Source organism: Frederiksenia canicola, from assembly GCF_011455495.1.
Classification (GTDB): Bacteria; Pseudomonadota; Gammaproteobacteria; order Enterobacterales; family Pasteurellaceae; genus Frederiksenia; species Frederiksenia canicola.
Genome location: NZ_CP015029.1, coordinates 372,432 through 396,598, shown reverse-complemented (window position 1 = coordinate 396,598; position 24,167 = coordinate 372,432). Strand labels below are relative to the sequence as shown.

The 24,167-nt window shown below is 41.4% G+C and carries 30 protein-coding genes and 1 tRNA gene; 2 read left to right on the top strand and 29 right to left on the bottom strand.

Features of this window, described 5'->3' with window-relative positions; all coding sequences use genetic code 11:
• Positions 1–4 precede the first annotated feature (4 nt).
• The 24 genes from A4G17_RS01990 to A4G17_RS01875 all read right to left on the bottom strand — a co-directional run bounded on the left by A4G17_RS01990 (position 5) and on the right by A4G17_RS01875 (position 16,302).
• Entirely contained in the window at positions 5–211 is a 207-nt protein-coding gene (locus tag A4G17_RS01990; RefSeq protein WP_123956997.1) for a hypothetical protein, read from the bottom strand.
• On the bottom strand, positions 195–434 hold the full coding sequence (locus tag A4G17_RS01985; RefSeq protein WP_123956996.1) for a hypothetical protein: 240 nt from the start codon (positions 432–434) through the stop codon (positions 195–197). The genes A4G17_RS01990 and A4G17_RS01985 overlap by 17 nt, the downstream gene beginning before the upstream one ends.
• The gene (locus A4G17_RS01980) at positions 427–1,119 is read right to left on the bottom strand and encodes an ash family protein (RefSeq protein WP_123956995.1); all 693 of its coding nucleotides are present in this window, start codon (positions 1,117–1,119) and stop codon (positions 427–429) included. Before A4G17_RS01980 ends, A4G17_RS01985 begins: the two co-directional genes overlap by 8 nt.
• Positions 1,120–1,183: 64 nt before the next feature.
• Positions 1,184–1,336 (bottom strand): hypothetical protein, encoded by a 153-nt coding sequence (locus tag A4G17_RS01975; protein ID WP_165894251.1) that lies wholly within the window; start codon positions 1,334–1,336, stop codon positions 1,184–1,186.
• 41 nt (positions 1,337–1,377) lie between these two features.
• Positions 1,378–1,725 carry a hypothetical protein gene (locus tag A4G17_RS01970; RefSeq protein WP_123956994.1) on the bottom strand — a complete coding sequence of 116 codons (348 nt, stop codon included), beginning with the start codon at positions 1,723–1,725 and terminating at the stop codon, positions 1,378–1,380.
• Positions 1,725–1,946 (bottom strand): helix-turn-helix transcriptional regulator, encoded by a 222-nt coding sequence (locus A4G17_RS01965; RefSeq protein WP_123956993.1) that lies wholly within the window; start codon positions 1,944–1,946, stop codon positions 1,725–1,727. The genes A4G17_RS01970 and A4G17_RS01965 overlap by 1 nt, the downstream gene beginning before the upstream one ends.
• Positions 1,947–2,092: 146 nt before the next feature.
• The gene (locus A4G17_RS01960) at positions 2,093–3,088 is read right to left on the bottom strand and encodes a hypothetical protein (protein ID WP_123956992.1); all 996 of its coding nucleotides are present in this window, start codon (positions 3,086–3,088) and stop codon (positions 2,093–2,095) included.
• An 11-nt stretch (positions 3,089–3,099) separates the two neighbouring features.
• Complete coding sequence (locus A4G17_RS01955) at positions 3,100–3,948, bottom strand: exonuclease domain-containing protein (RefSeq protein WP_165894250.1); 849 nt, start codon at positions 3,946–3,948, stop codon at positions 3,100–3,102.
• Between the two features lie 95 nt (positions 3,949–4,043).
• Positions 4,044–4,250, bottom strand: coding sequence for a hypothetical protein (locus A4G17_RS01950; RefSeq protein WP_123956990.1), 207 nt, complete (start codon positions 4,248–4,250; stop codon positions 4,044–4,046).
• Positions 4,250–4,915, bottom strand: a complete 666-nt coding sequence (locus tag A4G17_RS01945) for a hypothetical protein (RefSeq protein WP_123956989.1) — start codon at positions 4,913–4,915, stop codon at positions 4,250–4,252. Before A4G17_RS01945 ends, A4G17_RS01950 begins: the two co-directional genes overlap by 1 nt.
• An 18-nt stretch (positions 4,916–4,933) precedes the next feature.
• Positions 4,934–5,188: a hypothetical protein gene (locus tag A4G17_RS01940; protein WP_123956988.1), complete on the bottom strand. Its 255-nt coding sequence runs from the start codon at positions 5,186–5,188 to the stop codon at positions 4,934–4,936.
• 76 nt (positions 5,189–5,264) lie between these two features.
• Positions 5,265–6,935, bottom strand: coding sequence for a terminase large subunit (locus A4G17_RS01935; RefSeq protein ID WP_123956987.1), 1,671 nt, complete (start codon positions 6,933–6,935; stop codon positions 5,265–5,267).
• Positions 6,932–7,291 (bottom strand): phage terminase small subunit P27 family, encoded by a 360-nt coding sequence (locus A4G17_RS01930; protein ID WP_123956986.1) that lies wholly within the window; start codon positions 7,289–7,291, stop codon positions 6,932–6,934. Before A4G17_RS01930 ends, A4G17_RS01935 begins: the two co-directional genes overlap by 4 nt.
• Before the next feature lie 336 nt (positions 7,292–7,627).
• Positions 7,628–7,984: an HNH endonuclease signature motif containing protein gene (locus A4G17_RS01925; protein WP_123956985.1), complete on the bottom strand. Its 357-nt coding sequence runs from the start codon at positions 7,982–7,984 to the stop codon at positions 7,628–7,630.
• Between the two features lie 10 nt (positions 7,985–7,994).
• On the bottom strand, positions 7,995–8,306 hold the full coding sequence (locus tag A4G17_RS01920; RefSeq protein WP_123956984.1) for a head-tail connector protein: 312 nt from the start codon (positions 8,304–8,306) through the stop codon (positions 7,995–7,997).
• The gene (locus tag A4G17_RS01915) at positions 8,299–8,646 is read right to left on the bottom strand and encodes a phage head closure protein (protein ID WP_123956983.1); all 348 of its coding nucleotides are present in this window, start codon (positions 8,644–8,646) and stop codon (positions 8,299–8,301) included. The genes A4G17_RS01920 and A4G17_RS01915 overlap by 8 nt, the downstream gene beginning before the upstream one ends.
• Positions 8,630–9,841 carry a phage portal protein gene (locus tag A4G17_RS01910; protein ID WP_123956982.1) on the bottom strand — a complete coding sequence of 404 codons (1,212 nt, stop codon included), beginning with the start codon at positions 9,839–9,841 and terminating at the stop codon, positions 8,630–8,632. Before A4G17_RS01910 ends, A4G17_RS01915 begins: the two co-directional genes overlap by 17 nt.
• Complete coding sequence (locus A4G17_RS01905) at positions 9,842–10,420, bottom strand: HK97 family phage prohead protease (protein WP_123956981.1); 579 nt, start codon at positions 10,418–10,420, stop codon at positions 9,842–9,844.
• 57 nt (positions 10,421–10,477) lie between these two features.
• Positions 10,478–11,659 (bottom strand): phage major capsid protein, encoded by a 1,182-nt coding sequence (locus A4G17_RS01900; RefSeq protein WP_123956980.1) that lies wholly within the window; start codon positions 11,657–11,659, stop codon positions 10,478–10,480.
• Between the two features lie 3 nt (positions 11,660–11,662).
• Positions 11,663–12,100, bottom strand: a complete 438-nt coding sequence (gpU, locus tag A4G17_RS01895) for a phage tail terminator protein (RefSeq protein WP_123956979.1) — start codon at positions 12,098–12,100, stop codon at positions 11,663–11,665.
• A gap of 343 nt (positions 12,101–12,443) precedes the next feature.
• Positions 12,444–13,670 carry a tyrosine-type recombinase/integrase gene (locus A4G17_RS01890; RefSeq protein ID WP_123956978.1) on the bottom strand — a complete coding sequence of 409 codons (1,227 nt, stop codon included), beginning with the start codon at positions 13,668–13,670 and terminating at the stop codon, positions 12,444–12,446.
• A gap of 250 nt (positions 13,671–13,920) precedes the next feature.
• Positions 13,921–13,997 (bottom strand) — tRNA-Val (locus A4G17_RS01885).
• 77 nt (positions 13,998–14,074) lie between these two features.
• Positions 14,075–14,893 (bottom strand): bis(5'-nucleosyl)-tetraphosphatase (symmetrical) ApaH, encoded by an 819-nt coding sequence (gene apaH, locus A4G17_RS01880; protein WP_123956977.1) that lies wholly within the window; start codon positions 14,891–14,893, stop codon positions 14,075–14,077.
• A gap of 86 nt (positions 14,894–14,979) precedes the next feature.
• Entirely contained in the window at positions 14,980–16,302 is a 1,323-nt protein-coding gene (locus tag A4G17_RS01875) for an anaerobic C4-dicarboxylate transporter (protein ID WP_123956976.1), read from the bottom strand.
• A 171-nt stretch (positions 16,303–16,473) separates the two neighbouring features.
• On the opposite strand from A4G17_RS01875, the gene dapF reads away from it, so the two are divergent.
• Positions 16,474–17,298 carry a diaminopimelate epimerase gene (gene dapF, locus A4G17_RS01870; protein ID WP_123956975.1) on the top strand — a complete coding sequence of 275 codons (825 nt, stop codon included), beginning with the start codon at positions 16,474–16,476 and terminating at the stop codon, positions 17,296–17,298.
• Positions 17,299–17,360: 62 nt separating this feature from the next.
• On the opposite strand, the gene hslU is transcribed toward dapF, so the two are convergent.
• The 4 genes from hslU to sfsA all read right to left on the bottom strand — a co-directional run bounded on the left by hslU (position 17,361) and on the right by sfsA (position 20,542).
• Positions 17,361–18,683: an HslU--HslV peptidase ATPase subunit gene (gene hslU / locus A4G17_RS01865; protein WP_123956974.1), complete on the bottom strand. Its 1,323-nt coding sequence runs from the start codon at positions 18,681–18,683 to the stop codon at positions 17,361–17,363.
• A 174-nt stretch (positions 18,684–18,857) separates the two neighbouring features.
• The gene (gene hslV / locus A4G17_RS01860; RefSeq protein ID WP_123956973.1) at positions 18,858–19,379 is read right to left on the bottom strand and encodes an ATP-dependent protease subunit HslV; all 522 of its coding nucleotides are present in this window, start codon (positions 19,377–19,379) and stop codon (positions 18,858–18,860) included.
• A 160-nt stretch (positions 19,380–19,539) separates the two neighbouring features.
• Entirely contained in the window at positions 19,540–19,704 is a 165-nt protein-coding gene (locus tag A4G17_RS01855) for a glycine zipper 2TM domain-containing protein (RefSeq protein WP_418886399.1), read from the bottom strand.
• A gap of 127 nt (positions 19,705–19,831) precedes the next feature.
• Positions 19,832–20,542, bottom strand: coding sequence for a DNA/RNA nuclease SfsA (gene sfsA, locus A4G17_RS01850; protein ID WP_123956971.1), 711 nt, complete (start codon positions 20,540–20,542; stop codon positions 19,832–19,834).
• A gap of 106 nt (positions 20,543–20,648) precedes the next feature.
• Between sfsA and A4G17_RS01845 the strand changes: the two genes are divergently transcribed.
• Positions 20,649–21,266, top strand: coding sequence for a glutathione S-transferase family protein (locus A4G17_RS01845; RefSeq protein ID WP_123956970.1), 618 nt, complete (start codon positions 20,649–20,651; stop codon positions 21,264–21,266).
• A 42-nt stretch (positions 21,267–21,308) separates the two neighbouring features.
• On the opposite strand, the gene A4G17_RS10270 is transcribed toward A4G17_RS01845, so the two are convergent.
• Positions 21,309–24,095 carry a tetratricopeptide repeat protein gene (locus A4G17_RS10270; protein WP_165894241.1) on the bottom strand — a complete coding sequence of 929 codons (2,787 nt, stop codon included), beginning with the start codon at positions 24,093–24,095 and terminating at the stop codon, positions 21,309–21,311.
• Positions 24,096–24,167: the final 72 nt, after the last annotated feature.

Below are 24,167 nucleotides of genomic sequence, written 5' to 3'. Positions count from 1 at the left end.
CATCCTACACCTCCGCCAAGTCGTCTAAGCCTTTGTTTATCAATGCCAACACACCATTTAATGCGGTGTAATGGTCTGCCATTTCATCAGCTGTAAGCGATTGTTGAATAAATCCGATTAGAGCGTGAGCTTGCCATAGGGAATCAATGCCATCTTTTAAACATTGTTGAGCCTGTTCATCTAAAAAGTATGGATTATTTGTTTTGCTCATTGTCGCCCCCTTTTTCTAAAATAAAATCAATGCGTCCTTGAATATCATTCGCTTGTCTTTGTAATAGGCTTTCAATGCCTTTTAGCATCTGTTCAAGCTCGCACGTGTCTAAATCGTCTAGGGCGGTGCGGTTATGCAGTACATTGAGCATTACAATAGGCTGATTTAATCGCTCTACAGCGTTTTTTAAAAGGTCAAATTGAAGGGGTAAATCTTTACGCATAAATCCCCCCTTGTACTTGGAAAGAGATTGTATTTGTAGGGTGTACGGCGGTGCCGCATACCTTGCCCAAAGTTGGGCGGGGTTTGGCATTACAAGCGGTCAGATTCTGCGAAAGTTTTGCGAATTTCTGCTCGGCGTAGTCGCTCAAGCGGTCGGGGAATTGTGCCACGATGTGAAGTAAACGATATTGGGCGGATAACTGCCAGCGGGCTTCGTCTGCACTTGGGGCTTGGACTTTAACAATGTTTTCTTGATAGGCGTGTGCGTAACGATTTACGCATTTGAGTAGGTAGATCATTGGGGTAACTCCACAGATAGATTTTTGACTATCTACCGCAAGTTTCCACGCTTGGCGGTAGAGCGTAACGGGGTGGAAAACTGTCATCTGTGGAAAACAGCCAACGATTGAACGTTGCCCATTACGCCCCACCATAGAATGACGCTCTTGGCTTTCGTGAAGCTCTAGGCGTTCTTGGGGTGTGCGTAAGCTACGAACAAAAAAAGCGCAAGGCGCGCTATTGTTCGCCACAGATAAATAATTCGAGTTTCCACGCTCGGCTTCCGATTTTGCGAAAGCAGGGGCAATATAGCCCTGCTCGGTGGATTTGTGAAGTGAAAAAAATTCATAGTTATTGATTTTTGAATTAAATTTGCTAATATGTTTGCGCATTTCTTTTTTCGACATATGGTTTACTCCTAATGTGAAATTTCCCCCAAGTCGCAAGGCTTGGGGTTTTTATTGCCTGCGGTTAGCTGTTTTTCAGTGTGATAATGAATTGAGCTAAATCGGGTAATCGCCAAAATAGCAATGCCAGCCCGCCACTAATCCCCAAAGCGATTAGTAAGAATTTAAAGCCTTTGTATAGCTCCATTCCCGCCGCATCTGCACCTTGTTCGCTCATTTGTCCCCCTAGTGTGAATTTTGTGATGAATTTGAAGATGTTCATTTTTGCCCTAAAAGCTCGATAGCTCGCTCAATCTGCTCTTTGGTGATTGGCTCAATATCGGCATAATCTTTACGGTGTTTGTTCGCTTGTAGTTTGCCGTTGTGGAAATTGGCAATTTTGCGCACCTGTGCTGCATCTGCCACGGTGTAGCGCGTGTAAAGCCGCCCCGCGGGGCTTTCTTCCTTAATACGTTTGAGTTTGATCGAGAGCAAATTTTCTAAGCGGCTCACTTCGTTGCGAGCGTTCAAGAAGTGAACTTCAAAATAGGCTTCTTTCTCGCTAATCCCTAAATGAACGTTAGAAATTAAGGCGCGCGTAACGGTAAGTAGTCGATTTGCCATCATTACCCCCGTGCGGCTTCTTTGGCGGCAATCCATTGGCGGATTTCGTCCAAGTTCCAGCGGATATGATTTTGAGAAAGCACTATCGGCTTTGGAAAGGTGTGATCTTCTTTGCGCAGTGCGTTGAGCTTGGTGCGTTTAAAGCCGACCATTCGCATTACGTCTTCGGTGTTGCCCCAAACGGCTTGTACTGGTGGTTGGGTTTGTTTGATTGGTTGGGTCATTCTTTCTTTTCTCCCGTTAAGCTGTGTTGTGAAGTGATTGGTTAAGCAACGTTGCGAGAGTATTAGAACGAATTAGGATAGGCTTATAGCAAGGGGGTAATAGCAACTTTCGCTATTACCCCTTACTATCATAGTAATAAAATCAATTAGTTACGATTAAGTGGGCAAGCAATAATTTCTATTGCTTGGGCTTGTTTTTGGGAAAGGTTATATTTTTGCTGTAAATCAGCAACAATAGCCGTAGATTTTGGGGCGTTATTCAAGGCTTCATCATAGGCTTGCCAGTACGTTTTACGGGTTTGAATGGCTAAAGCCAAGCGATCATTTTCCATAAATTCGTTGAGTAATATCACTTGATTTTGGCTTTCTAATTGTTGGTGAAGTTGAGCAACCTGTTTTTCTAACTGTTCGATTTTATCTTGATATTCTTTTATTTTATGAACATCATTATTTTCGTTTAGTTGAATAAACCTAATCAAGTCATCGTGTAAAATTTCTATCTGATCTAAGGATAGTTCAAAGGTGTCATCATTTCTTAATGCAACATCAACAAGATTAAAATTTATTTCAAAAGACATCGTTACCAAAATATCATTTTCATCTCTCTTTACTGATTGAATAGGAAATGATTTAGGGACTTTTATTCTTTTTTGGCTAGTAATAGAATGTTCATTCCCATAAAACGCTTCTTTGGGTAAATCAAAGTAACCTTGAATAGATAGCATATATAAATGCCTTAGTTCTAATTCAATGAAGTCATTTTGATGATGTATAAAGTCAATCGTTTTTCTATCTCCAAACCGATCAACTGTATCTAGGCTTCCAGAAAGATATAAGTAACGGCTATTAAATTGGTATCTATCTGAAATTAAAGCATCAGTATATTTTATCACTTCCAAGTGATTGTTTTTATAAAGAACAGTGTGACTTTCCCAAAATGAGATTATTTTGATGTTACATTCTATTCCGCCAATGCTATATATTGCTTGATTGCTGCACTCCATTCTGATTACCGTTTTTAATAATCCATTTCTCGCAAAATGAATTAAATCCGCAATTTCTAGCAAATCATAATTATGATGCTTTTTAAGGTAATCTAATGCTTGTGACAATGTATAGGATGTTCTATTTGGAATTAACATTTATATTTCACCTAGATTTTAATTAAAGTCAAAAAATCCACTTCTGAAAGCAGTTGAATAGGGTGTCCTTTCTCTATTAGTTCCCTTGCTTTGATTTCTTTGCTGCTAAGCTCTTTTCCATTGAGTTTCGTTAAATCCTGTTCGCCAATCACCAGTAGCGTTACTTTTTTACTTACCCCTGTTGCAACATTACAGCCTGCTTGAGCCGCCAATTCTGCCGCTTTGGCTCTTGGGATAGACAATTCGCCCGTAAATACGATTGTTTCACCGTGTAATTCGCCTTCGGGGTTGCCTTCTAACTTACCGTGGGCTTTTTGGTAATTTTCAAGATCAATCGGTTTTTTTACTCTCTGCAACCAAAAATCTAAATCTTGCTGACTATCCGCCAAGGCTTTTAGTAAGATTTCCCCTGCAACAAGCACATCATCCAACGCATCGTGGTGATTAGCCTGCTTAATCTTTAATGCACTTGCCATACTTGCTAATCCATAGCCATATTTCGCAAATTCTTGATTCCAAGAGCGGCGGACTACTCGCACAATATCCAGCCATTGATTTGATAATTCAGGGAAAATTCGAGTGAGTGAGCTACGATCAAATGCACCATAAGAGCAAATAAGATTATCCGCAAATTTGGCTTTGATTGTGTCTGCTACATCTGAAAGTGTCGGTGCGTTCCTTACAGTTCTTTCGTCTATGCCGTGGATTGCCACGTTCATATAGTGAAAGTCTGTTTTAGGATTGATTAAGGTGTGCCATTGGTCTGTAATTTGCCCGTTTTCGTAGGTGACGATAGCAATTTGGCAAATGCTCGTGATGTTTGGGTTTGCCGTTTCAATATCAACAATTACGTATTTCATAAAATGCCCCTTTCGCATTTTCCCTTATGGTAGGAACGCACCAACAAGATAAGGTTTCTTGCTTTCGGGGATCAGCCTAGGTGCGTTTGATTTGGTTATTTTTTCGGTTTATGGCTAACTGGTTGTGTCGTTGGTCTTGGTGGTGGTGCTTGATTAGCTACTTTTAAATTAAAACCTTCAGATATTTGTCGGTTTAAAGCAGCAACATTTAGGCTTCTTGTTTCATAATCTGAAATACTATATCCTTCAAGAGAAGGATTAGCTCCATCGGTCTGATTTGATTTTTTATCTTCTTCTGTCATTAGTTTCCTCCGTTTGTAGGTTGTTGAGTTGTTGATATGAGTAAATTATCAGGTTTTTCAGATAGACTAATATAATCTACTTTGTATATGCTATCCATACCATTATCAGAAATTATAAAGACCTCTGCATTATGTATACACAGCTCACAAAAACCATCTGTTTCATTTATAGATACTACTATACCACGAATAAATAAATCTTTATCCCATATGGTAACATCTATCCAATCATTCCTTTTTAATTTTAATAACTGGTAATTAGTTGAATAGTTACCATATTTGCTCGTTAATCCTAGCTTCAGCAATAAGGATGAAAAATACTCTTTATGATCAATATAGGAGATAAATAAACCTAATAAAAATGAGACAAAACCAGCCTTAATTATCTCTTGATAAGGTATTTCTTTGATTTCTTTATTGTTAAAATCCCATACATTTAAGATTTTTACATCCTTCATATCAAAACCCACTTTTCCAACTTCATAGAAAAGAGTAGCTATATAGTATAGCTGAAGGATAGCATAGGACATCACACCATAAAAAATAATAAAAATTGAGTATTTGAAATTGTCCCAAGGCTTATGTTCAGTTATTTTATCTAGTAGCATAGTTGTGATAATGCCAGGAAATAAAATCATAATGATTTTTATGCTAAGTTCATCCATATATTTTCTTCTCTTTGGTTATTTAGCCAGTATTTTGTAGGCTTTTTTTAGTTTTTTCAAGGCTAATTCATTGCCGACTGTTGGCAAAGTGAAGAATAAGGCTTCTATTTTCTCTATTCGGGCTTTTAAGCATTGAACTAGCTCTTTTTTAGGGTATGGCTCAAAGTCATCGTATAAACTCATAAAAGTGAAAGTTTTTTTATTTCCGCCAAGATAGTATTCAATAGCAAGATCCATTAAAACGGGGTTATTTTTCGCAATTTCGCACTGCATTTTAGGCTCCTTGTGGTAATATAAAAGGTCGATTTGTACCCCAAAAGCCTATACAAGATTTCTTGTGTGGGCTTTTTTATAGATCCAATCCATTAAACTCCGCCAAGGCTTTCTGCTGTTCTGCCGACATCTCAAAGGCTAAATCGCCATATTCTAATTGATACGTTCCCAACGCCATTAAGAAAGCGATTGTGGGGTCAATCTTATTTGCTGATTTCTTCTTGTTTGGTTTGATATTGGCATTGGCATCACTTTCCATCACCACATTTGACAACGCCCAGGATAATATCGGGTCGCCGTTGTGTTCTATCATTTGACGGTTGATCAGCACTTCCGCAGATTTTGCCACTGGGCTGTAGCGTTGGTAAGTTTGTGGGAATGGTTCAACATCTAAGCCATAGCCTTGTAATTGTGTGCGTAGGTGTGTGGCATTCCATACATCAAAGCCAATCATTTTGATTTCGTACTTCTCGGCATCTTTGAAAATATCATCTCGAATGCGGTCGTAGTCGATACAGTCGCCCTTAGTAATCCGTAGCCACCCCATACGCTCCCAGTTGCGATACATTGCTCTATTTTTGTTGGCCACGTTCTGCAGTTGATATTCAGGAATGTAGTGTCGGGTAATTAGCCGCACTTTGTTCTGTTCGACTGGGAAAATGTAGCAAAGACTGGTTAAGTCATTGGTGCTTGATAGGTCCAGCCCCATATAGCACGCCTTGCCCCGTAAATCGTCTTCGTAGTAGGCTCTTTCGCACGCTTTCCAGTTGCCTTCGCCAAGCCAAGGGGTAGAGCCATTGCACCACACATTAAAGCGTTTGGTGAGCATTTCCACCCATTCGGACGGAATGCCACGAGCTTTCGCTATGGTGTTCTCAAAATCTTTGTAGGGAATCGATTTGCCGATATTGGGGTTTGCCTTGATCCAGTTTTTCGGGTCGTCCACTTCGTTTTCATCATCGAGTTCATAAATCAGAATGAAGATAGACTCGTTCTTTTCTGTGCCGTCTAGGATTTGGCAACAATAGTCATAATGTTGCTTACAAGCTGAAATGGTGTTACTACCTGCAGTGGTGATCGCAAATAAAAGCCCTTCAGGTCTTGCCCCTTGTCCTAACTCTAACGCACTGTATACACTGTTATCGGGGTGTAGGTGATATTCATCGACTATCGCAAGGCTCGGGTTTGTACCTTCAATGGTGCTAGATTTCGCTGCAAGCGGTCGCATTAGGCTGTTTTTTTGCGAATAGAGCATTTTATGCTGTTGAATAGTGAGCCTTTTACTCAATGGCTTGCTAAGCAGTGCCATTTTCTTGGCATCATCAAACACAATTCTCGCTTGGTCTCGGCTTACTGCTGCGGTGTAAATATCTTGTTGCCCTTTTTCCATCACTAAGAACCAGTTCGCCAAGATAGCCGCCACCGTTGATTTAGCATTTTTTCGGGCCACTTGAACATAAGCAGAACGATATTTTCGCAAGCCAGAATCACGATATTTAAAGCCTAAAATGTTCGCAAATAAGAAAATTTGCCAATCTGATAATTCAATCGGCTGTTTATATAGGTGTCCTTTGACGTGGGGGCAAAGTGCGGAAAACTTGACGAACTTCGCTACCGTTTCCACATCAAAATAGTAATCAGGGTTGGCAAGGTCGGCAAAATAGCGATCAACCGCTTGCTTGATGCGTTTACAAGCAATGATTTCACCGCTTTTTACTTGCTCTGCGTAGGTGTGCCATTGGCTCATAGTTTGTCTAATTCGTCCGCTTCGTCTGTGTCGATTGGGGTTTTACGTCTGCTTACAGGGTCAAAACCAAGCAGGGACGACATTTTAATGATGATTTTTTCCGCTTCACTTTTGGCTGTTAAGGCGGGATTGCGGGCTTCTGTGCCTTGGCTGTTGGTAATACTAAAACCACGCTCTGCGATATTTTGAACCGCTTGGCGATAAAGCGAATAGTTCACGCAATATAGTTCTAAGTTGGTGTAATCTTCGCTAGTAATATCGCCACGTTCGGCTAATACTTGAATTTTGCTGCCCCATTGCTCCTTTGCGATTTTGTCGAGATAGTCGGGGGCTTTCGGTAGTTTCTTTTTTGTCATTGGATTTCCTTATATTCAACGGGCCCGATTTTGAGCTGGCTCAAGTGTTACCATATGACCACGGTTCAGTTATGTACATATGTACATAGCTAAGGTGTTGTGATATCGCAACAGCTCAACCGATCCAAAATTGGATCGGCTCAAAAGTGAGCCCACCTATATTTTCTGAAAAATTGCCGTGCGTAAAAATTAACTTGGGGGGGCGGTTCTGACGGGTTGAGCATTTCTTTTCAAAACTCCCCCCACCCGTTGCAATCGTTCAAAATTTCCGCAAAGCTCAAATTTGAGCTTCGTTTATTATTTATACAAAATCCAGTTTTGGATTTCGTCAGTCCTTTACTTCTTCGCACCATAACCACGTTTGTCTATTTCCCTTGTCTTGTAGCTGTGGCAATCTCGACAAAGGGCTTGATGATTGCTTGCTACCCAAAAGAGCGGATCAGCTTGTCCATTCTCTACGGGCTTGATGTGGTCAATAACTGTCGCTGATGTATAAATCCCTTTAGCTAAACACATCACGCACAACGGGTTATGCTTGAGATATTCCGCTCGATACTTCGACCACTGATAGTTATAACCACGCTTTGCTGCACTCTCTCGGCTGTCCTTTGGCTTATGTTCCACACATCGTCCCGACTTCACTCGGTGACGACAACCTGGGAAAGTACAACGCCTTAATGGTTGCATCGGCATAGCTTATCCCCTAGTAGATTGCGGGTTCTCGGTAGGGATTCCATAATGCCTTGATAGTCATCGGGACTTCATACTGTTGAACATCACTGACTATTTCACGATTCACATATAAGTGACCGATAAACATCAAGCAACCTACTTTAATTCCCTTGGTAAATTGCACCGTTTCCGCTGTGGTTTCATTTCCCCACACTTTGCCGATATGATTGCTTGCCGCTTCCAGTGCAGCATCGGCATAGGCTTCTAAGAGTTCATCATCAAGATCGTGTTCTATGCGTAAGTGGGCTTTGATTTCGTTTAGGTCAATAGTAGGTTTAGCCATTGTGTGCTTCTCCTTCCTTACACATTAGTTGAAGTTCTTCGTGACGTTCTTTGCTGTCGATTACCGAATAAATATCAAAAATCTGTTCGCCATACTTCACTCGCATTTTGCGATCAATCTTTAAATCAGGTTGATAACGAATGCGAATGCGTGTGATATTTTCTCCCATCATAAAAGGGCCACTAAAATATTCACGCCCTTGTAATGGCTCAATACTTGCCCGAATGGTTTTTACATCTTCCCAATCTCGCTTTACTGAACCATAATTATTCGATTTAGGTAAAACTCTCTGCAGTGTAATCACCTTATCGAATCGCCCAGCCCTAACCATTCTCGCCATCTTTGCCCCCTTGTTTGACTTCTACAGTCTGCTTCCACGCTTGACTAAATTCATCACCACCATCATAAGGCGGTAAGCCTTCACGCTTGCGAGCTTCATTCGGGCTAAGAATGCCGCACTTGATTGCGGTGTCATAACTGCGAAAGCGGTCTTGCTGATTGGTTCGCAATAAGTCGCTAGTGTCAAACTCAATTACATAACGCTTACGGCTGTTACTGGTGAGATCAATCATCAACGCATCTTTAAGCTGCTGTTCAAAATTGACTAAATGCGGTCGCAAGGTTTGACCTAAGAACGCCCGACTGGCTTCACTGAAATTCGCATAGCTTGAATGTGAATAATCTTGTAGGAAAATCGGGCTGATATTGAAAATGCGGGCAATATCTTCAATAGTGAATTTACGACTTGATAACCATTCGGCATCTTGGTTACTCATTCCCAACTGCTTGTAATCCATTCCACCTTCTAAAATTGGTGTCTTACCTGCATTTTTTGCACCTTGATAACGTTTCAAGGCTTCCATCGCCTTTTGCCCTTTGGCTTGGTCGAACCATTCCGTAGTTGTCACAATACCACCCGCCATTAAGCCGTTTTTCATAATTGCTGATCCGTGTCGCTGTTGAGCTATACCAAGCCCGACAGCTTCTCGGCAAACGGTAATAGGCGAACGCCCCATAAAGCCATCATTAGAGGCGTGGCGTAGGTGTAAAATTTCATCTTGTAAGTAGGTATGAAGTCGCCCGTCTAAATCGGCAATTTGATAGATATATTCGCCTTTCGGGGTGCGTTGGATATTGACCGCTTGCGGGTGAAAAGGGGTTAGGCTCTCGGCTTGCCCTTTATCATTCCAACCAATCACCGCATAAGCATTCCCATTCAGTAGAACGTGCCGCATCATCACTTCTTTAAATTGGTAAGGTGTTTGGTTACGGTTCGGCATTTCATTGAGCAGATATTCTACGCTGTGATTTTCTATGCGTTTTCGACCGCTTGCATTTACTTCAAACAAATAACAAGGCATTGATGCCACCGCTTGAGCAATGACATTCACCGCATTTAATACCGCTGGCAACGCTTCGGCGGTGTAGGGGCTGACATATTCGCCCGCCCCTGTGTTTGCCGTACCAAGTAAGCCTATCAAGTCATCAATCGTAAGGCTTCGGGTCTCGGTTTTCTTTTTGAATAATCCGAACATTTAAGCCCCCAATAGTTGCAACCACTTCTTGCGGTTGTCATCTTGCCAAGTTGTAGAATCTTGACCTTTTGCCACCGCTTGCGAACGTTTTAAAATTTCAAGGCTTGAATCAGGGTAGGCGGGAATACTGGTTACGGTGATTTCTACCAATTCCGCTTGCTGTACCGTCCGTAAATTCGGCTCTACACTAAAATCCCATTCATTCTTGATCGTGCGAAAGCCAAACGACATTCCGCTAATATCACCACGTTCAACACTGACTAATAAATCTCGCCCTAATTGTGTATCAGGTGGAATCAGCTCAAAACGCAAGCCAGTGCTATCTTCTTCTAGTTTGAGTGTACTGCTTGAAGTTCGTCCTAGCAGTTTTGTGTGATCGTGTTCAAACAACGCCCGCACATCTTTGCCCGACTTCAAGGAATCAGTAAACGCATTCGGGGCAAAACGTTCTACATATTCGCCCCACAATGTTTCGCTTTCTTTGTTCCACTGCACCACATAACCGACTAATTTCTTGCTTTCACTATCGGCTGAAAGTGTCGCAGAACGAATTTCTAAATCTTTGTCTGTTGTTGTCATCTTCTATCACCTTAAAGACAAAAAAGGGGCGTATCATCGCCCCTGTGGTTGTTCTGCTTAGGCTTTCGCTTCAAGCACTTTAATAGCGTTGGAATCCACCACGCCACCGCCAAGATATTTATCAGTGTGAACCTTATAAAAGCCGGGCTCGGTGATTGCATCAGGTTTGGTGCGTGTGCCTGTTGCGTGATCGACAATCGTATAACCACGTTTGAAGTCACCCACCGCCAAGAAGGCATTTGTACCTGTTGCATCGGGCATTGTTTCCAAATAGTACACTGGCAAGCCTAAAAGGGTCGCTGGGCTACCAACTTGTAAGCCATCACGCCAAATGTAATCGCCATTGCCATTTTTGAGTTTTTGCAATGTGGCCGCCGTTTGTGAGTTCATCACCCAAACGGCATTTTTACGGTATTTGCTATGCAACGAGAACAAGAGATCGATCAAGGTGTCCGCAGATAGTTTTGCGGGTTGCACTTCCATTTTCTGCAATGTGCCAAACGGGCGGGCTTTGTCGTTTTGTGTTGTTCTTGGATAGGTTAAAAAGCCTTTAGCTTGTTTTGTGCCTGTGCCGTTGGTGAGATCGGTTTCTTCCGTTTCAACAAAAGATTCTGAAATTTCATCAGTAAGCCAGCCGAGAATATCCACGCCGCCAAAATCCAAAATCTCTTGAGTGGTTTTCGGGTAGGCGTAAATGTTATGAACCGCAATAGTAACTTCATTCAATTTCGGTGTTGCTGTTTCTGTGCGTTGTTCACCTTCGCCAATATGATTTACTGCTGCACCGCCAGCCGATACTAATTTCTTCCACTCTTTGCCTTCGGTGAGTTTCACCACATTAGCAATCTGACGCATCACAGAATCATCAGTCAAACGAGTCATCACTTGCTTGTCTAACTGTGGGATTACAGAATAGCCACCATCTGCACCGCTATTAGTATTTGTGGCTAAAGAACGCAATTCACCCGTTTTAATCCAGTGTCGCAATTCTTCATTGCCTACGTTTACTTTGGCATTTTCGACATTTTGCCCTTGCTGATTACGTTGTTCATCGGTGATCGCTTCATAGCGTGCAATTTCTTTCGCTAATCCGTCAGCTTGTGAACGTAGTTCATCAAACTTCGCCCCTTCTGCTTCAGTGGTTGAGCGTTTTTCTTCGTCTGCTTTGGTTAAGATCGAACGCATCTCATTTTCTAACACTGCTTTTTGCTGGCGTAGTTCTAACAATTTTTTAAACATTATTTACTCCTTAGAGTTTTCTTTGAAATTGTACATATTGGTTAATTCATAACGAATTCGGTAATCAATTGCCGAACCTACCCAAACATTATTTTCAGTGTCATATTCGTATTCGTAGGCTTGATGAAAGTCTGATCGAATAGAAAAATGCTTAAAGCTATGACCAAGAATGATGTTGTTGATTTTCTCGCTGATTTCATCAAGACGGGCTTCACCTTCGTTAAAAGGGATATAAGTCAAAATACTTAAGTTTGCCTGCCATTCGATGCTACCAATTGCGATAGGGTCGGCTTCGGCTGAATTGAGATAAACCGCAATCAACGGCAAACCATTTTCAACATCATCAATTTTAGGTAGTCCATTGTGAAAATAGCCAACATCTTCAATTGCATTTGCTAAAAGCTCGACAACTTCTTGACGAATTCTGTTATGAATGTTCATTTAAGTCCTCTTAATTAAGAAGGCTACAAATAGCCCATAGCACAATATAAGGACAAATAAACAGTAGTAAATAGGTTGATTTTTAGGCGGTAAGATACGATAAAAAACGAAAGCTAAATTTACAAAACTTTTTCAGGCGGGAATTTTGGCGGCTGAACGGCTGAATTTGAGCAATTATTTATTTCACTTTTTCACTTTTAACTCACTTTCTACTTTCTCTTTATATATCAATTATTTATTTCTTTTATAAATGGAAAAGTGAGAAAGTGAGTAATATATAAAAGGGAATTTTTAAGAATTGAAAAAGGAATAAAAAAGCCCCGATGAAATACGGGGCTAGTGGTTACTTGGCAAGGGTGGAACGTATCGAGCACTGCTCGACATAATCGCCCCATAGCTGCATTACGGGCTTACGTTGTTCTAAATAGGTGGTGCGATTGTAAACTAGGCTTACTTCGCTCCCTGTAGCGTGTGCCAAGCACGCTTCGGCTACTTCATAACTTACACCATTTTCTGCTAAAAAGGTTCTAGCAACCGCTCTTAGTCCGTGGGCGGTTTGTCGTCCGCTATATCCCATTTTTCTTATAGCACTATTAGCGGTCTCTTTACTCATAGATTTATTCGGATCGCTGTAGTGCGGGAACACATAACGGGCATTACTTGAAATTGACTTCATTCTTTCCAAAATAGCGAGAGATTGAGTAGAAAGCGGCACAGTATGGCTATTTGCTCCTTTCTTGGTTTTTTTCATCTTCTCGGCTGGGATATGCCATAGCTTTTCATTCCAATCAATTTCAGACCACTCCACGCTAACAGCTTCAGCGGGGCGAACCATTGTTAATAGCTCCCACTGGATTAAAATCTTAGTTATTAGATCACGATTAGAGTTGTGTAGCACCGCCAAAAATTCAGGCAATTCGCTCGGATGAATGGCTGGGTTGCTCTGCTTCGGCTTCTTACTGAATGCTTCGCCGACTTTTTCGCAATAGTTAAACTGCAGCAATCCCGTATTTACGGCATAGTTTAAGATTTGATTTGTAAGCCTAATCAGGCGGTGTAATGTATCGCTTTTTCCTGCCGCTGATAACGGCTTTAGCGTTTCCACCAGTACAAACGGGGAAATGCTAGAAATGGGATAATGCCCCAACTTCGCAAAGATATATTTTTCAAGCCTTTGCCAATTCTTTTCCATAGTTAAAGGTTCAACATCAGTCTGCCGTTTTACTCGCCAATTCTCTGCCACCTTGTAAAAGGTATTTGATAAATCTTGCCGTTGAGCCATTTCTTGTTCTTGGCGGTGAATTTGTGGATCAATACCTTTAGCTAATAAAGCACGATATTCATCACGAATAGTTCTAGCTTGTGCCAAAGTAATTTCGGGGTAAGTGCCAAGAGAAATTTTAGTGCGTTTATTAGATATAGGGCGATAGTAATTAAATTTCCAGCTTTTAATGCCAGTAGATAGCACTAACAGAAAAAGCCCGTAGCCATCAGTCAAACTATAATCTTTCTCTTTAGGTTTAGCTTTATCAACTTCTGTGTTTGTTAAAGGTTTGGTAACTCTTGCCATAGTAACCGCCAAAAATTTTAGTAACCGCAAAAATAAAATCTCGCAAGCCTTGAATATCAGGCTTCCCCGCGTTTTTAGTAACCGCGACTTTGGGGATCTTAGCACGCGGTTACTAAAACGGTTACTAAAATTTGCGATTAGATAAGGTAAATTGCGACAAAAAATGACAAGTAAAAAGGGCTAGAAAAGCAAAAAGCCCTTGATAATCAAGGGCTTTACGAAAGGTTGCGTTAAGTTACGCTAGGAATAATGGTGCGACTAGCTGGACTCGAACCAGTGACCCCCACCATGTCAAGGTGGTGCTCTAACCAACTGAGCTATAGTCGCAAAATCAAGCGGAATTCTAGTGAAAAATTAGTATGGATTCAAGTGCTTTTCATTGGTTTGCAGGCAACTGATGATTTTTAATGCGAATTTAATGCGGTTTGAGTGAAAATCGCTTTGTCTTCCCAGCGTAGTAAGGTGAGATAATTGCCCCATACACAGCCAGTATCTAAGGCATAAATATTTGGGGGTGTTGGGTAACCGATAAGACTTGCCCAATGCCCAAACAGAATGTCTTGGGTGGTAAATAGTGGGTTAGCGAGTTCAAACCATGGCTTCAATTCATTATTTACTTCGTGCGGTGGTAATTTACACTCAAAATCTAACCGCTTGTCAGGGTAGCAGAATCGCATTCGAGTAAAAACGTTAATCGCATAACGTAGTCGTTCAATGCCTTGTAAATTCGCTGACCAGTGATCGGGCTGATTATCATACATTTGAGCCAGTAGCTCGCCATATTGCTCAGAACGCAGTACTTGCTCAACCTCATGAGCACATTGTTTGGCGGTAGCAAGATCCCATTCTGGGCTAATGCCGGCGTGTGTCAGAATAAACTGATGGCGTGGATGTTGTAACAAAAGGGGTTGCTGGCGAAGCCAGTTAATTAATTCATGACGATCAGGTGCATTTAAAATAGCATCCACTTTATCTTTTGATTTTACTTTCTTGATGCCAAGAGCAGTCGCTAAGAAGTGTAAATCATGATTACCAAGCACTGTTTTGGCTTGTTCACCTAGTGATTTAACAAACCGAAGGCATTCTAGAGAATGATCACCTCGAGCGATCAAGTCGCCTGTTAGCCATAGCTCATCCACTTTAGGGTCAAATGCCACGTTGGCAAGAAGTTGCTGGAATTCGGCAAAACAGCCGTGTAAATCACCGATAATATAGGTTGCCATGATAAGAGTGCAATAAGAAAGAGAGATTGAGATTTTATAAAAGAAAAAAGGGCATCGCAAGGATGCCCTTTTTGACAAGCGGTAACTTAGAGCAAAATATTTGCAAATAATAAACCAAAGCCTAAGCTGAAAGCCATACTGAGTAGACCAGGCAACATAAAGCTGTGGTTGAAGATGAATTTACCAATGCGTGTTGTACCCGTGCTATCGAAGTCGATAGAAGCGATGATCGGACCGTAGTTTGGAATGAAGAAATAACCATTTACCGCAACGAATACCCCGATAAGCACTGGTGCAGGAATACCAAGAGCAATACCTACTGGGAAGAGGGTGGCAACTGTTGCCCCTTGGCTATTCACTAAAATAGAAAGCATGAAGAGTGCCGCCGCAAATGCCCAAGGAGCAGTTTCCACTAAGCCTTTTGCCATATCTTTTACTTCAGTCATATGGGCTTGCATTAAGGTGTCGCCTAACCATGCAATACCGAAAATTGCAATCACCGCACGCATACCTGCGTGGAATACGGAGCCTTGCGTAATCGCATTGCCGTTTGGTTTGCAGAATAAGATGATTAACGCCCCTACACTTAACATGATGATTTCAATGGTATGAGCCATTCCCATTGGCTTGCCATCAAATGCTGGGCGAAGTGCAGGGAATGTTCCCATAATCACGACTAATAATGCCCCAAATAGGAACAAGCCAACGGATATTTTAGCGGTTGGTTTAATCTCAATTTCTTGAGTTTTTATCTCCGTCTGATTAAGTCTTACATACTCTGGATCTTGTAATAGACGTTGATAATTCGGGTCATCTTTTAGCTCTTTACCTAATTTATTCACGATAAGTGCCGCACACAACAGCCCCAAAATAGTCGCTGGAATCGTAACGCTTAATACACTTCCTAAGGTAATGCCTTGTGGCTCAAGAAAAGCAACGACAGAGGTTACCGCAGCCGCAATTGGGCTTGCTACAATCGCAAATTGTGAGGCAATAACGGCCATTGAAAGTGGACGCTCTGGGCGAACACCGTTATGGCGACTCACTTCCGCAATAACAGGTAATACAGAATAGGCAACGTGTCCTGTTCCTGCTAAGAACGTAAATAACCAAGTTACCGCAGGGGCGATGAACGTAATCTGTTTCGGATTACGACGTAGGATGTTCGTTGCGATTTTGATCATATAGTCTAAGCCACCAGCGGCTTGCATTGCCGCTGCGGCAGAAACTACAGCCATAATCATAAACATGACATCAATAGGCAGACCCGCGGGTTTTAAACCGAAAACAAAAGCCAAGATAGCCAAGCCGATACCACCCATTACCCCTAAACCGATACCACCAATACGTGCACCGACTAGAATACAGAGTAATACAATGGCAAATTGAATAATAAACATTGCAGACATAAATTGCTCCATTGTAATTTAAGGAAAAAATCGCCATACTGAGAGAGCAAAAAATTGCTTTGTCTATCCATCGAATATGGCACTGCATTTAGAACGGTTCGCAATATAACACAGAAAAATATTCTCTCTATGCTCCAGATCAACAAAGATTTATAAATCATAGGAAAAAGTATGCAATTTTCAAAAATGCATGGATTGGGTAACGATTTTATGGTCATTGATGGCGTTACTCAAAACGTTTATTTAACGGAAGAAATTATTCGTAAATTATCTGATAGACATCGTGGGGTTGGTTTTGATCAGCTATTGTTGGTTGAGCCGCCCTACGATCCAGAACTCGATTTTCATTACCGTATCTTCAATGCAGATGGTAGCGAGGTTTCTCAATGTGGCAATGGGGCAAGATGTTTTGCTCGCTTTGTGACACTAAAAGGATTGACTAATAAACAAGATATTGGTGTAAGCACTGCCAAAGGCAAAATGGTGCTCAGTTTGAAGGAAGGTGGGGAAATTCGGGTGAATATGGGGGAGCCAATTTGGGAGCCGAACCAAATCCCATTCACTGCCAACAAATTTGAGAAAAACTACATTTTACGTACCGATATTCAAACGGTCTTGTGCGGCGTTGTATCAATGGGCAATCCTCACTGCGTGCTACAAGTCGAAGATATTGAAACAGCGAATGTGAACGAGCTTGGTCCTTTGCTCGAAAGCCATGAGCGTTTTCCCGAGCGGGCTAATATTGGCTTTATGCAAGTGGTCAATCGCAATCACATCAAATTACGTGTATTTGAACGGGGGGCGGGCGAAACTCAGGCGTGCGGTAGCGGTGCGTGTGGAGCAGTGGCTGTTGGGATTATGCAAGGTGTATTAGCCAGCCGAGTTCAAGTAGATTTACCAGGTGGAACGCTACAAATTGAATGGCAAGGCGTCGGTCACCCGCTCTATATGACAGGTGATGCAGTACATATTTATGATGGGTTTATCAAGTTATAAAACACAAGCGGTCAGATTGTGGCAAAATTTTGCAACAAACTGACCACTTGTTATGCGATAAGTTACAGAATAAATCGACTCAAATCTTCATTCTCCACCACATCATTGAGAGCATTGTTTACATAGTTTTCATCGATCACAATTTTTTGTCCTGAACGTTCGCTGGCATCGAAGGAAATATCATCCATCAAGCGTTCTAACACCGTATGTAAACGTCTTGCTCCGATGTTTTCGGTTTTCTCATTCACTCGGAATGCAGACTCTGCAATGCGGCTGATGCCATTTTGAGTAAATTCGACGTCTACCCCTTCGGTTTTCATCAATTCACGATATTGAAGCGTTAAAGAAGCATTGGGTTCAGTTAAAATACGTTCAAAATCTTCCTTGTTAAGCGATTTCAACTCCACACGAATTGGCAAACGTCCTTGCAATTCAGGCAGTAGGTCGGATGGGCGAGCCACTTGGAAAGCGCCTGAACAGATAAACAGAATATGATCGGTTTTCACCATACCGTGTTTGGTATTCACCGTTGAGCCTTCAATAATCGGCAGTAAATCACGTTGAACCCCTTCACGAGACACGTCGCCACCGCTGTGTTCGCTCTTTTTACAGATTTTGTCGATCTCATCAATAAACACGATGCCATGTTGCTCAACGGCTTCAATCGCTTGTTGTTTGAGTTCGTCTTGGTTCACCAATTTTGCCGCTTCTTCGTCGATCAAAATTTTGAAAGCATCCTTGATCTTCATTTTGCGTTTTTTGGTTTTGTTTGGTGACATGCCTTCAAACAGTGATTGAAGCTGTGAGGTCATTTCTTCCATACCTGGTGGGGTCATAATTTCTACGCTGACAGGGCTGGAAATATCGATTTCGATCTCTTTATCATCAAGCTGACCTTCTCGCAATTTTTTACGGAAAATTTGGCGGGTTGATTTATTGTCCGCACTTTCGGTATTGCCCCACTGATCTTTCGCTGGTGGTAGCAATATATCTAAAATGCGATCTTCCGCCGCTTCTTCTGCACGAAAACGATTTTTTTCGACCGCTTGCTGACGTACCAATTTCACTGCCACATCGGTTAGGTCACGAATAATTGAATCGACTTCTTTGCCGACATAACCGACCTCAGTAAATTTTGTGGCTTCCACTTTGATAAATGGAGCATTCGCTAACTTTGCCAAACGACGAGCGATTTCTGTTTTACCCACGCCCGTTGGGCCGATCATCAGGATATTTTTCGGGGTGACTTCTTGACGTAGATCTTCAGGTAACTGCATACGACGCCAACGGTTACGTAACGCAATCGCCACCGCACGCTTCGCTTCGTGTTGTCCAATAATATGAGCATCAAGCTCTGATACAATTTCTCTTGGGGTCATTGACATAGTAATTTGTTCCTTTGATGGCAATTCTGCCCCCGCTTGCGGGGGAAGTACCCTGCGTAGCAGGGGGTAGGGGGCAATTTAAGAATGAGTGAATAACTGGATTTTGCCCCCTTCGGCTCGTTTCACTCGCCACTTCCCCCGCAAGCGGGGGCAGATTTTTTTTGAGTAGATACGCTAAACTTCCTCAATCACGTGATTATGATTGCTGTAAATATCAATATCGCCTGCGATTTTTAGGGCTTCGGAGACGATTTCTTTGGCGGAGAGTTGGTTGTCTGTGCGAAGTAAAGCTAGGGCGGCGGCTTTAGCGTAGTTGCCGCCAGAGCCGATGGCAAGCACATCTTGTTCGGGTTCGATCACATCGCCACTACCCGAAATGAGCAAAAATTCGCTGTCGTTAGCCACGATCATCATGGCTTCTAAACGACGTAAAGCACGGTCGGAACGCCATTCTTTTGCTAGTTCCACAGCGGATTTAACTAAATGCCCTTGGTGTAATTCGAGCTTTTTCTCAAAGAGATCACGCAAAATAAACGCATCTGCGGTGGAGCCTGCAAAACCCGTTACGACTTTGTCTTTATACATACGGCGAACTTTACGCACTGTGCCTTTTTCAATGCAGTTACCTAAGGTTGCTTGTCCATCGCCGCCGATAGCGACTTTGCCGTTGCGACGAACACATACAATCGTTGTCATTTTTATTCCTTATTTTTCAGAAAACTGGGCGGGATATGGGGGTGGAATGGGGAAATTCAAGCACAAGCGGTCAGATTTTATAAAAGTTTTGCAAATCCGCGAGATGCGAATAAAACAAGAAACCCGCTAACGAGTCAGCGGGTTTGAATTTATTTGAATGCTACTTCACTTGGCTACCAATTACGCCACCAAGTGCGGCACCACCAAGAGTTGCACCAGCCCCCCCGAATATCAGATTACCAGCAACTCCACCTACAGCGGCACCCACAGCGGTATTTTGCTGTTTTTTATCTAAGTTTTGACAAGCCCCGAGTGAAATAACCATCGCTAAAACAGCCAGTGATTTTGTTAAAGTAAGTTTCATATAAACTCCGATAAAAATAATGTACTAAGAAGATTCTCTTAGCACTTATAAGAGTGTGGTTTAATGAAAAAGTTCCGTTGTGATTTTTTTAAGTCACTTTTCGGCGGAGATGCACTCCAATTGGTGTTTTCTGAACACATTCTACTTCTGCCTTATAACACAACACTTTTACGCCTTTCTGAATGGCTTGCTCGAACAGCTCGGCATATTGGGGGTCAATCTGCTTTGCCACTTCGAATTGTTGAATACCCGTGTGCAATACCGCGAAAAAAATCAGGGCTTGATGCCCATTTTGTGCCATTGTGGTGAGCTCTCGCAGATGTTTTTGCCCTCGCTCTGTTTTCGCATCGGGGAACATACCAATACCATTTTTCGTTAATAAGGTGGTGGATTTCACTTCCACAAAGCAATCGGGCTGGCCATCGTTTTTCAATAGGAAGTCAATACGGCTGTTTTCTTCACCATATTTTTGTTCGGGTAAAATGGTTTGATACTCCGATAATTCGCTAATCCAGTGATTTTCCAACGCTTCTTGTACCAGCTGATTGGCTCGTTGGGTGTTCACACAGATAAAATTGCCTGTTTGGGTTTCGGTGAGTTCCCAAGTGTGGGCGTATTTGCGTTTAGGGTTGTCTGAAGTGGAAAACCAAACGCGATCGCCAACGGTCGCACAGCCTGTCATTGCGCCAGTATTCGGGCAGTGAATGGTAATTTGTTTGCCATTTTCAAGCTGAATATCGGCAAGAAAGCGTTTGTAACGGCGAAGTAAAATGCCGTGTGAAAGTTCAGGAAATTGCATATCACGTTAGGGAAAAGAAAATGGCACGATATTAGCCTTTTGTTCCAATCAATTGCAAATTTTTGCTAGAATCTGACCGCTTGTTTAACCAAAAAAGGAAAAGACAATGAAACTTTATTATCTCCCCGGTGCTTGTTCATTCGTGCCACATACCGCATTAGAGTGGATCGGCAAGCCTTACGAAGCTGAAGCGGTGACTCGCGAGAAAATCAAATCCCCTGAATATTTGAAACTGAATCCACAAGGATCGGTGCCGCTATTAGTGGACGGCGATTTTGCACTTTCACAAAATACGGCGATTTTGTTCTATCTCGATCAACTGCACCCAGAAGCCAAACTTTTCGGCAGCCAAACGCCCCAAGATCGAGCCAAAGCGATGCGTTGGTTAGCGTTTTTCAACTCTGATGTGCATAAAGCCTTCGCCCCATTTTTCCGCCCATTGCCTTATGTAAAAGACAACGAAACCTTGTTGCAAGAGATTCGCGAACACGCAGCCACGACCATTTTAGGCTACTTAGCGGTTGCCAACCGACATCTTGAAGCCCACGCCTTCTTTGGCGAAAATCTTTGTGTCGCAGACATCTATCTCTACATTATGCTCTGCTGGTGCCAAAAAATCGGACTGGACTTCAGCCATCTCAGCCGCCTAAAACCGTTTATGGAGCGTGTCGAAGCCAACAAAGGCGTAGATTCAGTACGTGAGCAAGAAGGGTTGAAAGGCTAATTTCCCCTTTATTGAACCAAAGCCGCTAATTAGCGGCTTTTCTTATGAGTCTTTCTTTGTCGGTGGATTGGCATTTATCGGTAAAGATGAATGGGTGATTTTTACATCGGGAAAGTGCTCTTTCATTTTATGGCGAAATACTTCTACTTTTCGTTTTTGATTTGTTTTTTCATAGTTTGTCCCGAGAATCACTTCATCAACCATATTGCTAATGTCTGCGTAAGGGACAAATACCGAATTGGTTTTATCACAACATTCGGTCTCTTTACCAATTTCCTTTAAAGTCAAAATTCTAAACTCTTCTTCATCTCTAAAGGCAAAGTCTTTAAAAAGATAGCGAATATATTCGAGATCTTGTTTTTCTATTTCGTTATTCGTTTTTGAGATTTCTTCTCTTAAATCTTTTAAAGCCTTTTTTAATTTTTCCACTCTAATACGATGCCATTCATCACTATTACCTACTTTAGGTAAGTAAATTGCAAATTTTTCATCGGGTTTAGTTGTGATAATTTCGCATTTGTTTCTGTCGATATAATCATCTAAATAAGCGATATAAGCAATTTGGTAAAGGGAATAATGTTTTTCCGATGAAGAAATCGGGCTTCCAATTTCTCTTTCATTTTTCATTGAGGAAAAACTTTTCGCTATATCAATTTGCTTTAACCATTTTCTATTTTTATTAAATACTAAACAACAGCCAGAGGCTTCTACACCATCTTCTTTGCCATATAAACGGAACTGATTGAGATCATTGACTCGATGGGAGAAACAACTAAAAAAAGCATTATATTTCGGAAATTCAGTGATATTTTCGAGTGATGCTTCAGGAATACCTAAAAACTCGAATAAAGACTTCCCTTCATAAGGATCATTCATATACGTCGCACTATTCATTCGCATTGGTTTAGGTGATTTTTCTATTTCAGAATCTTCGTTTTTAGTTTCTTTTAATCCAAAAAGTAATTCTGTTACATCGGGATTTGTATAATGTGCAAATGTTGTATTGCTTGCTTCAAATGGGAAGATGCTTAATGATGCTAAGATCTCAGAAATACTTTTTTGATGTTTGTTTGTCGAACGCTCAAAAAGAGTTTGGTGAGTATAGTTAACTTTGTGTTGAATTGCTTCCTTAAATAACGATGTTACTTCTTGTTCATCAGAAGTTTTGATCGCCTGCTCAAAGTGACAGCGCCCGAGCCAATATTGAGAATAGCCTTGTTGTTCAATGCGTTTTTGTTTATCGGTGAGCTGTGTAGCTAATTCAAACCATTTAGTGTGATGTTCAATTGCTTTGTCAAAGAGCGGCTTTGTGGTTTTTTCATCAGCAGTTTTAATTGCGTGCTCTAAGTAACAATACCCAAGCCAAGATTGATTATGGTATTGTTGTTCAATACTTTTCTGTTTATCTGCTAGCTGTGTAGCTAATTCAAGCCCCTTAGTGTGATGCTTAATCGCTTTGTCAAAGAGTGGTTCTGAGATTTGTGTATCAGAAGTGTTAATTGCTTGCTCTAAGTAACAACGCCCAAGCCAAAATTGAGCATAGACTTGTTTTTCAATGCGTTTTTGTTTATCGGTGAGCTGTTTCGCTAAATTAAGTCTTTCTTGATTGTGTTCAATCGCTTTGTCAAAGAGTGATTCTGCGATTTGTGTATCAGAAGTGTTAATCGCTTGCTTAAAGTAACAATACCCAAGCCAATCTTGAGCATAGATTTGTTTTTCAATGCGTTTTTGTTCATCGGTGAGCAGTTTAGCTAATTTAAGTCTTTCTTGGTGGTGTTCAATCGCTTTGTCAAAGAGTGATTCTGCGATTTGTGTATCAGAAGTGTTAATTGCTTGCTCTAAGTAACAACGCCCAAGAGTAGATTGAGCATAACCTTGTTGCTCAATGCCTTTTTGCTTATCGGTTAGCTGTTTCGCTAATTTAAGTCTTTTTTGATTGTGTTCAATTGCTTTGTCAAAGAGTGGTTTTGCCGTTTGTGTGTCAGAAGTGTTAATTGCCTGCTCAAAGTAACAACGCCCAAGCCAATCTTGAGCATAGATTTGTTTTTCAATGCGTTTTTGTTCATCGGTGAGCTGTTTAGCTAATTCAAGCTCCTTGGTGTGATGCTCAATCGCGTTGTCAAAGAGTAATGTTGCTGTTTCTTTATTGGAAGTTTTAATCGCTTGCTCTAAGTAACAACGCCCAAGCCAAGATTGAGCATAGACTTGTGTTTCAATGCGTTTTTGTTCATCGGTGAGCTGTTTAGCTAATTCAAGCTCCTTGGTGCGATGCTCAATCGCGTTGTCAAAGAGTAATGTTGCTGTTTCTTTATTAGAAGTTTTAATCGCTTGCTCTAAGTAACAACGCCCAAGCCAAGATTGAGCATAGACTTGTGTTTCAATGCGTTTTTGTTCATCGGTGAGCTGTTTAGCTAATTCAAGCTCCTTGGTGTGATGCTCAATCGCGTTGTCAAAGAGTAATGTTGCTGTTTCTTTATTAGAAGTTTTAATCGCTTGCTCTAAGTAACAACGCCCAAGCCAAGATTGAGCATAGACTTGTTCTTCAATGCGTTTTTGTTCATCGGTGAGCTGTTTAGCTAATTCAAGCTCCTTGGTGTGATGCTCAATCGCGTTGTCAAAGAGTAATGTTGCTGTTTCTTTATTAGAAGTTTTAATCGCTTGCTCTAAGTAACAACGCCCAAGCAAAAATTGAGCATTAATTTGTTCTTGAATATGTTGAGTTTTATCGGCAATACTCCCTAACGCTTCATTGAGTTTATCAATCGCTTCTGGATATTTTTTTTTATCAAATAATTCTTTGCCTTGGTTAATTAATTGTTGAGGAGTCATCTTGCTATTCCTATATCTCGTTTTAATATCTTATTGTACTAAAAAGCAACTAAAAAATAACCGAAATTGATC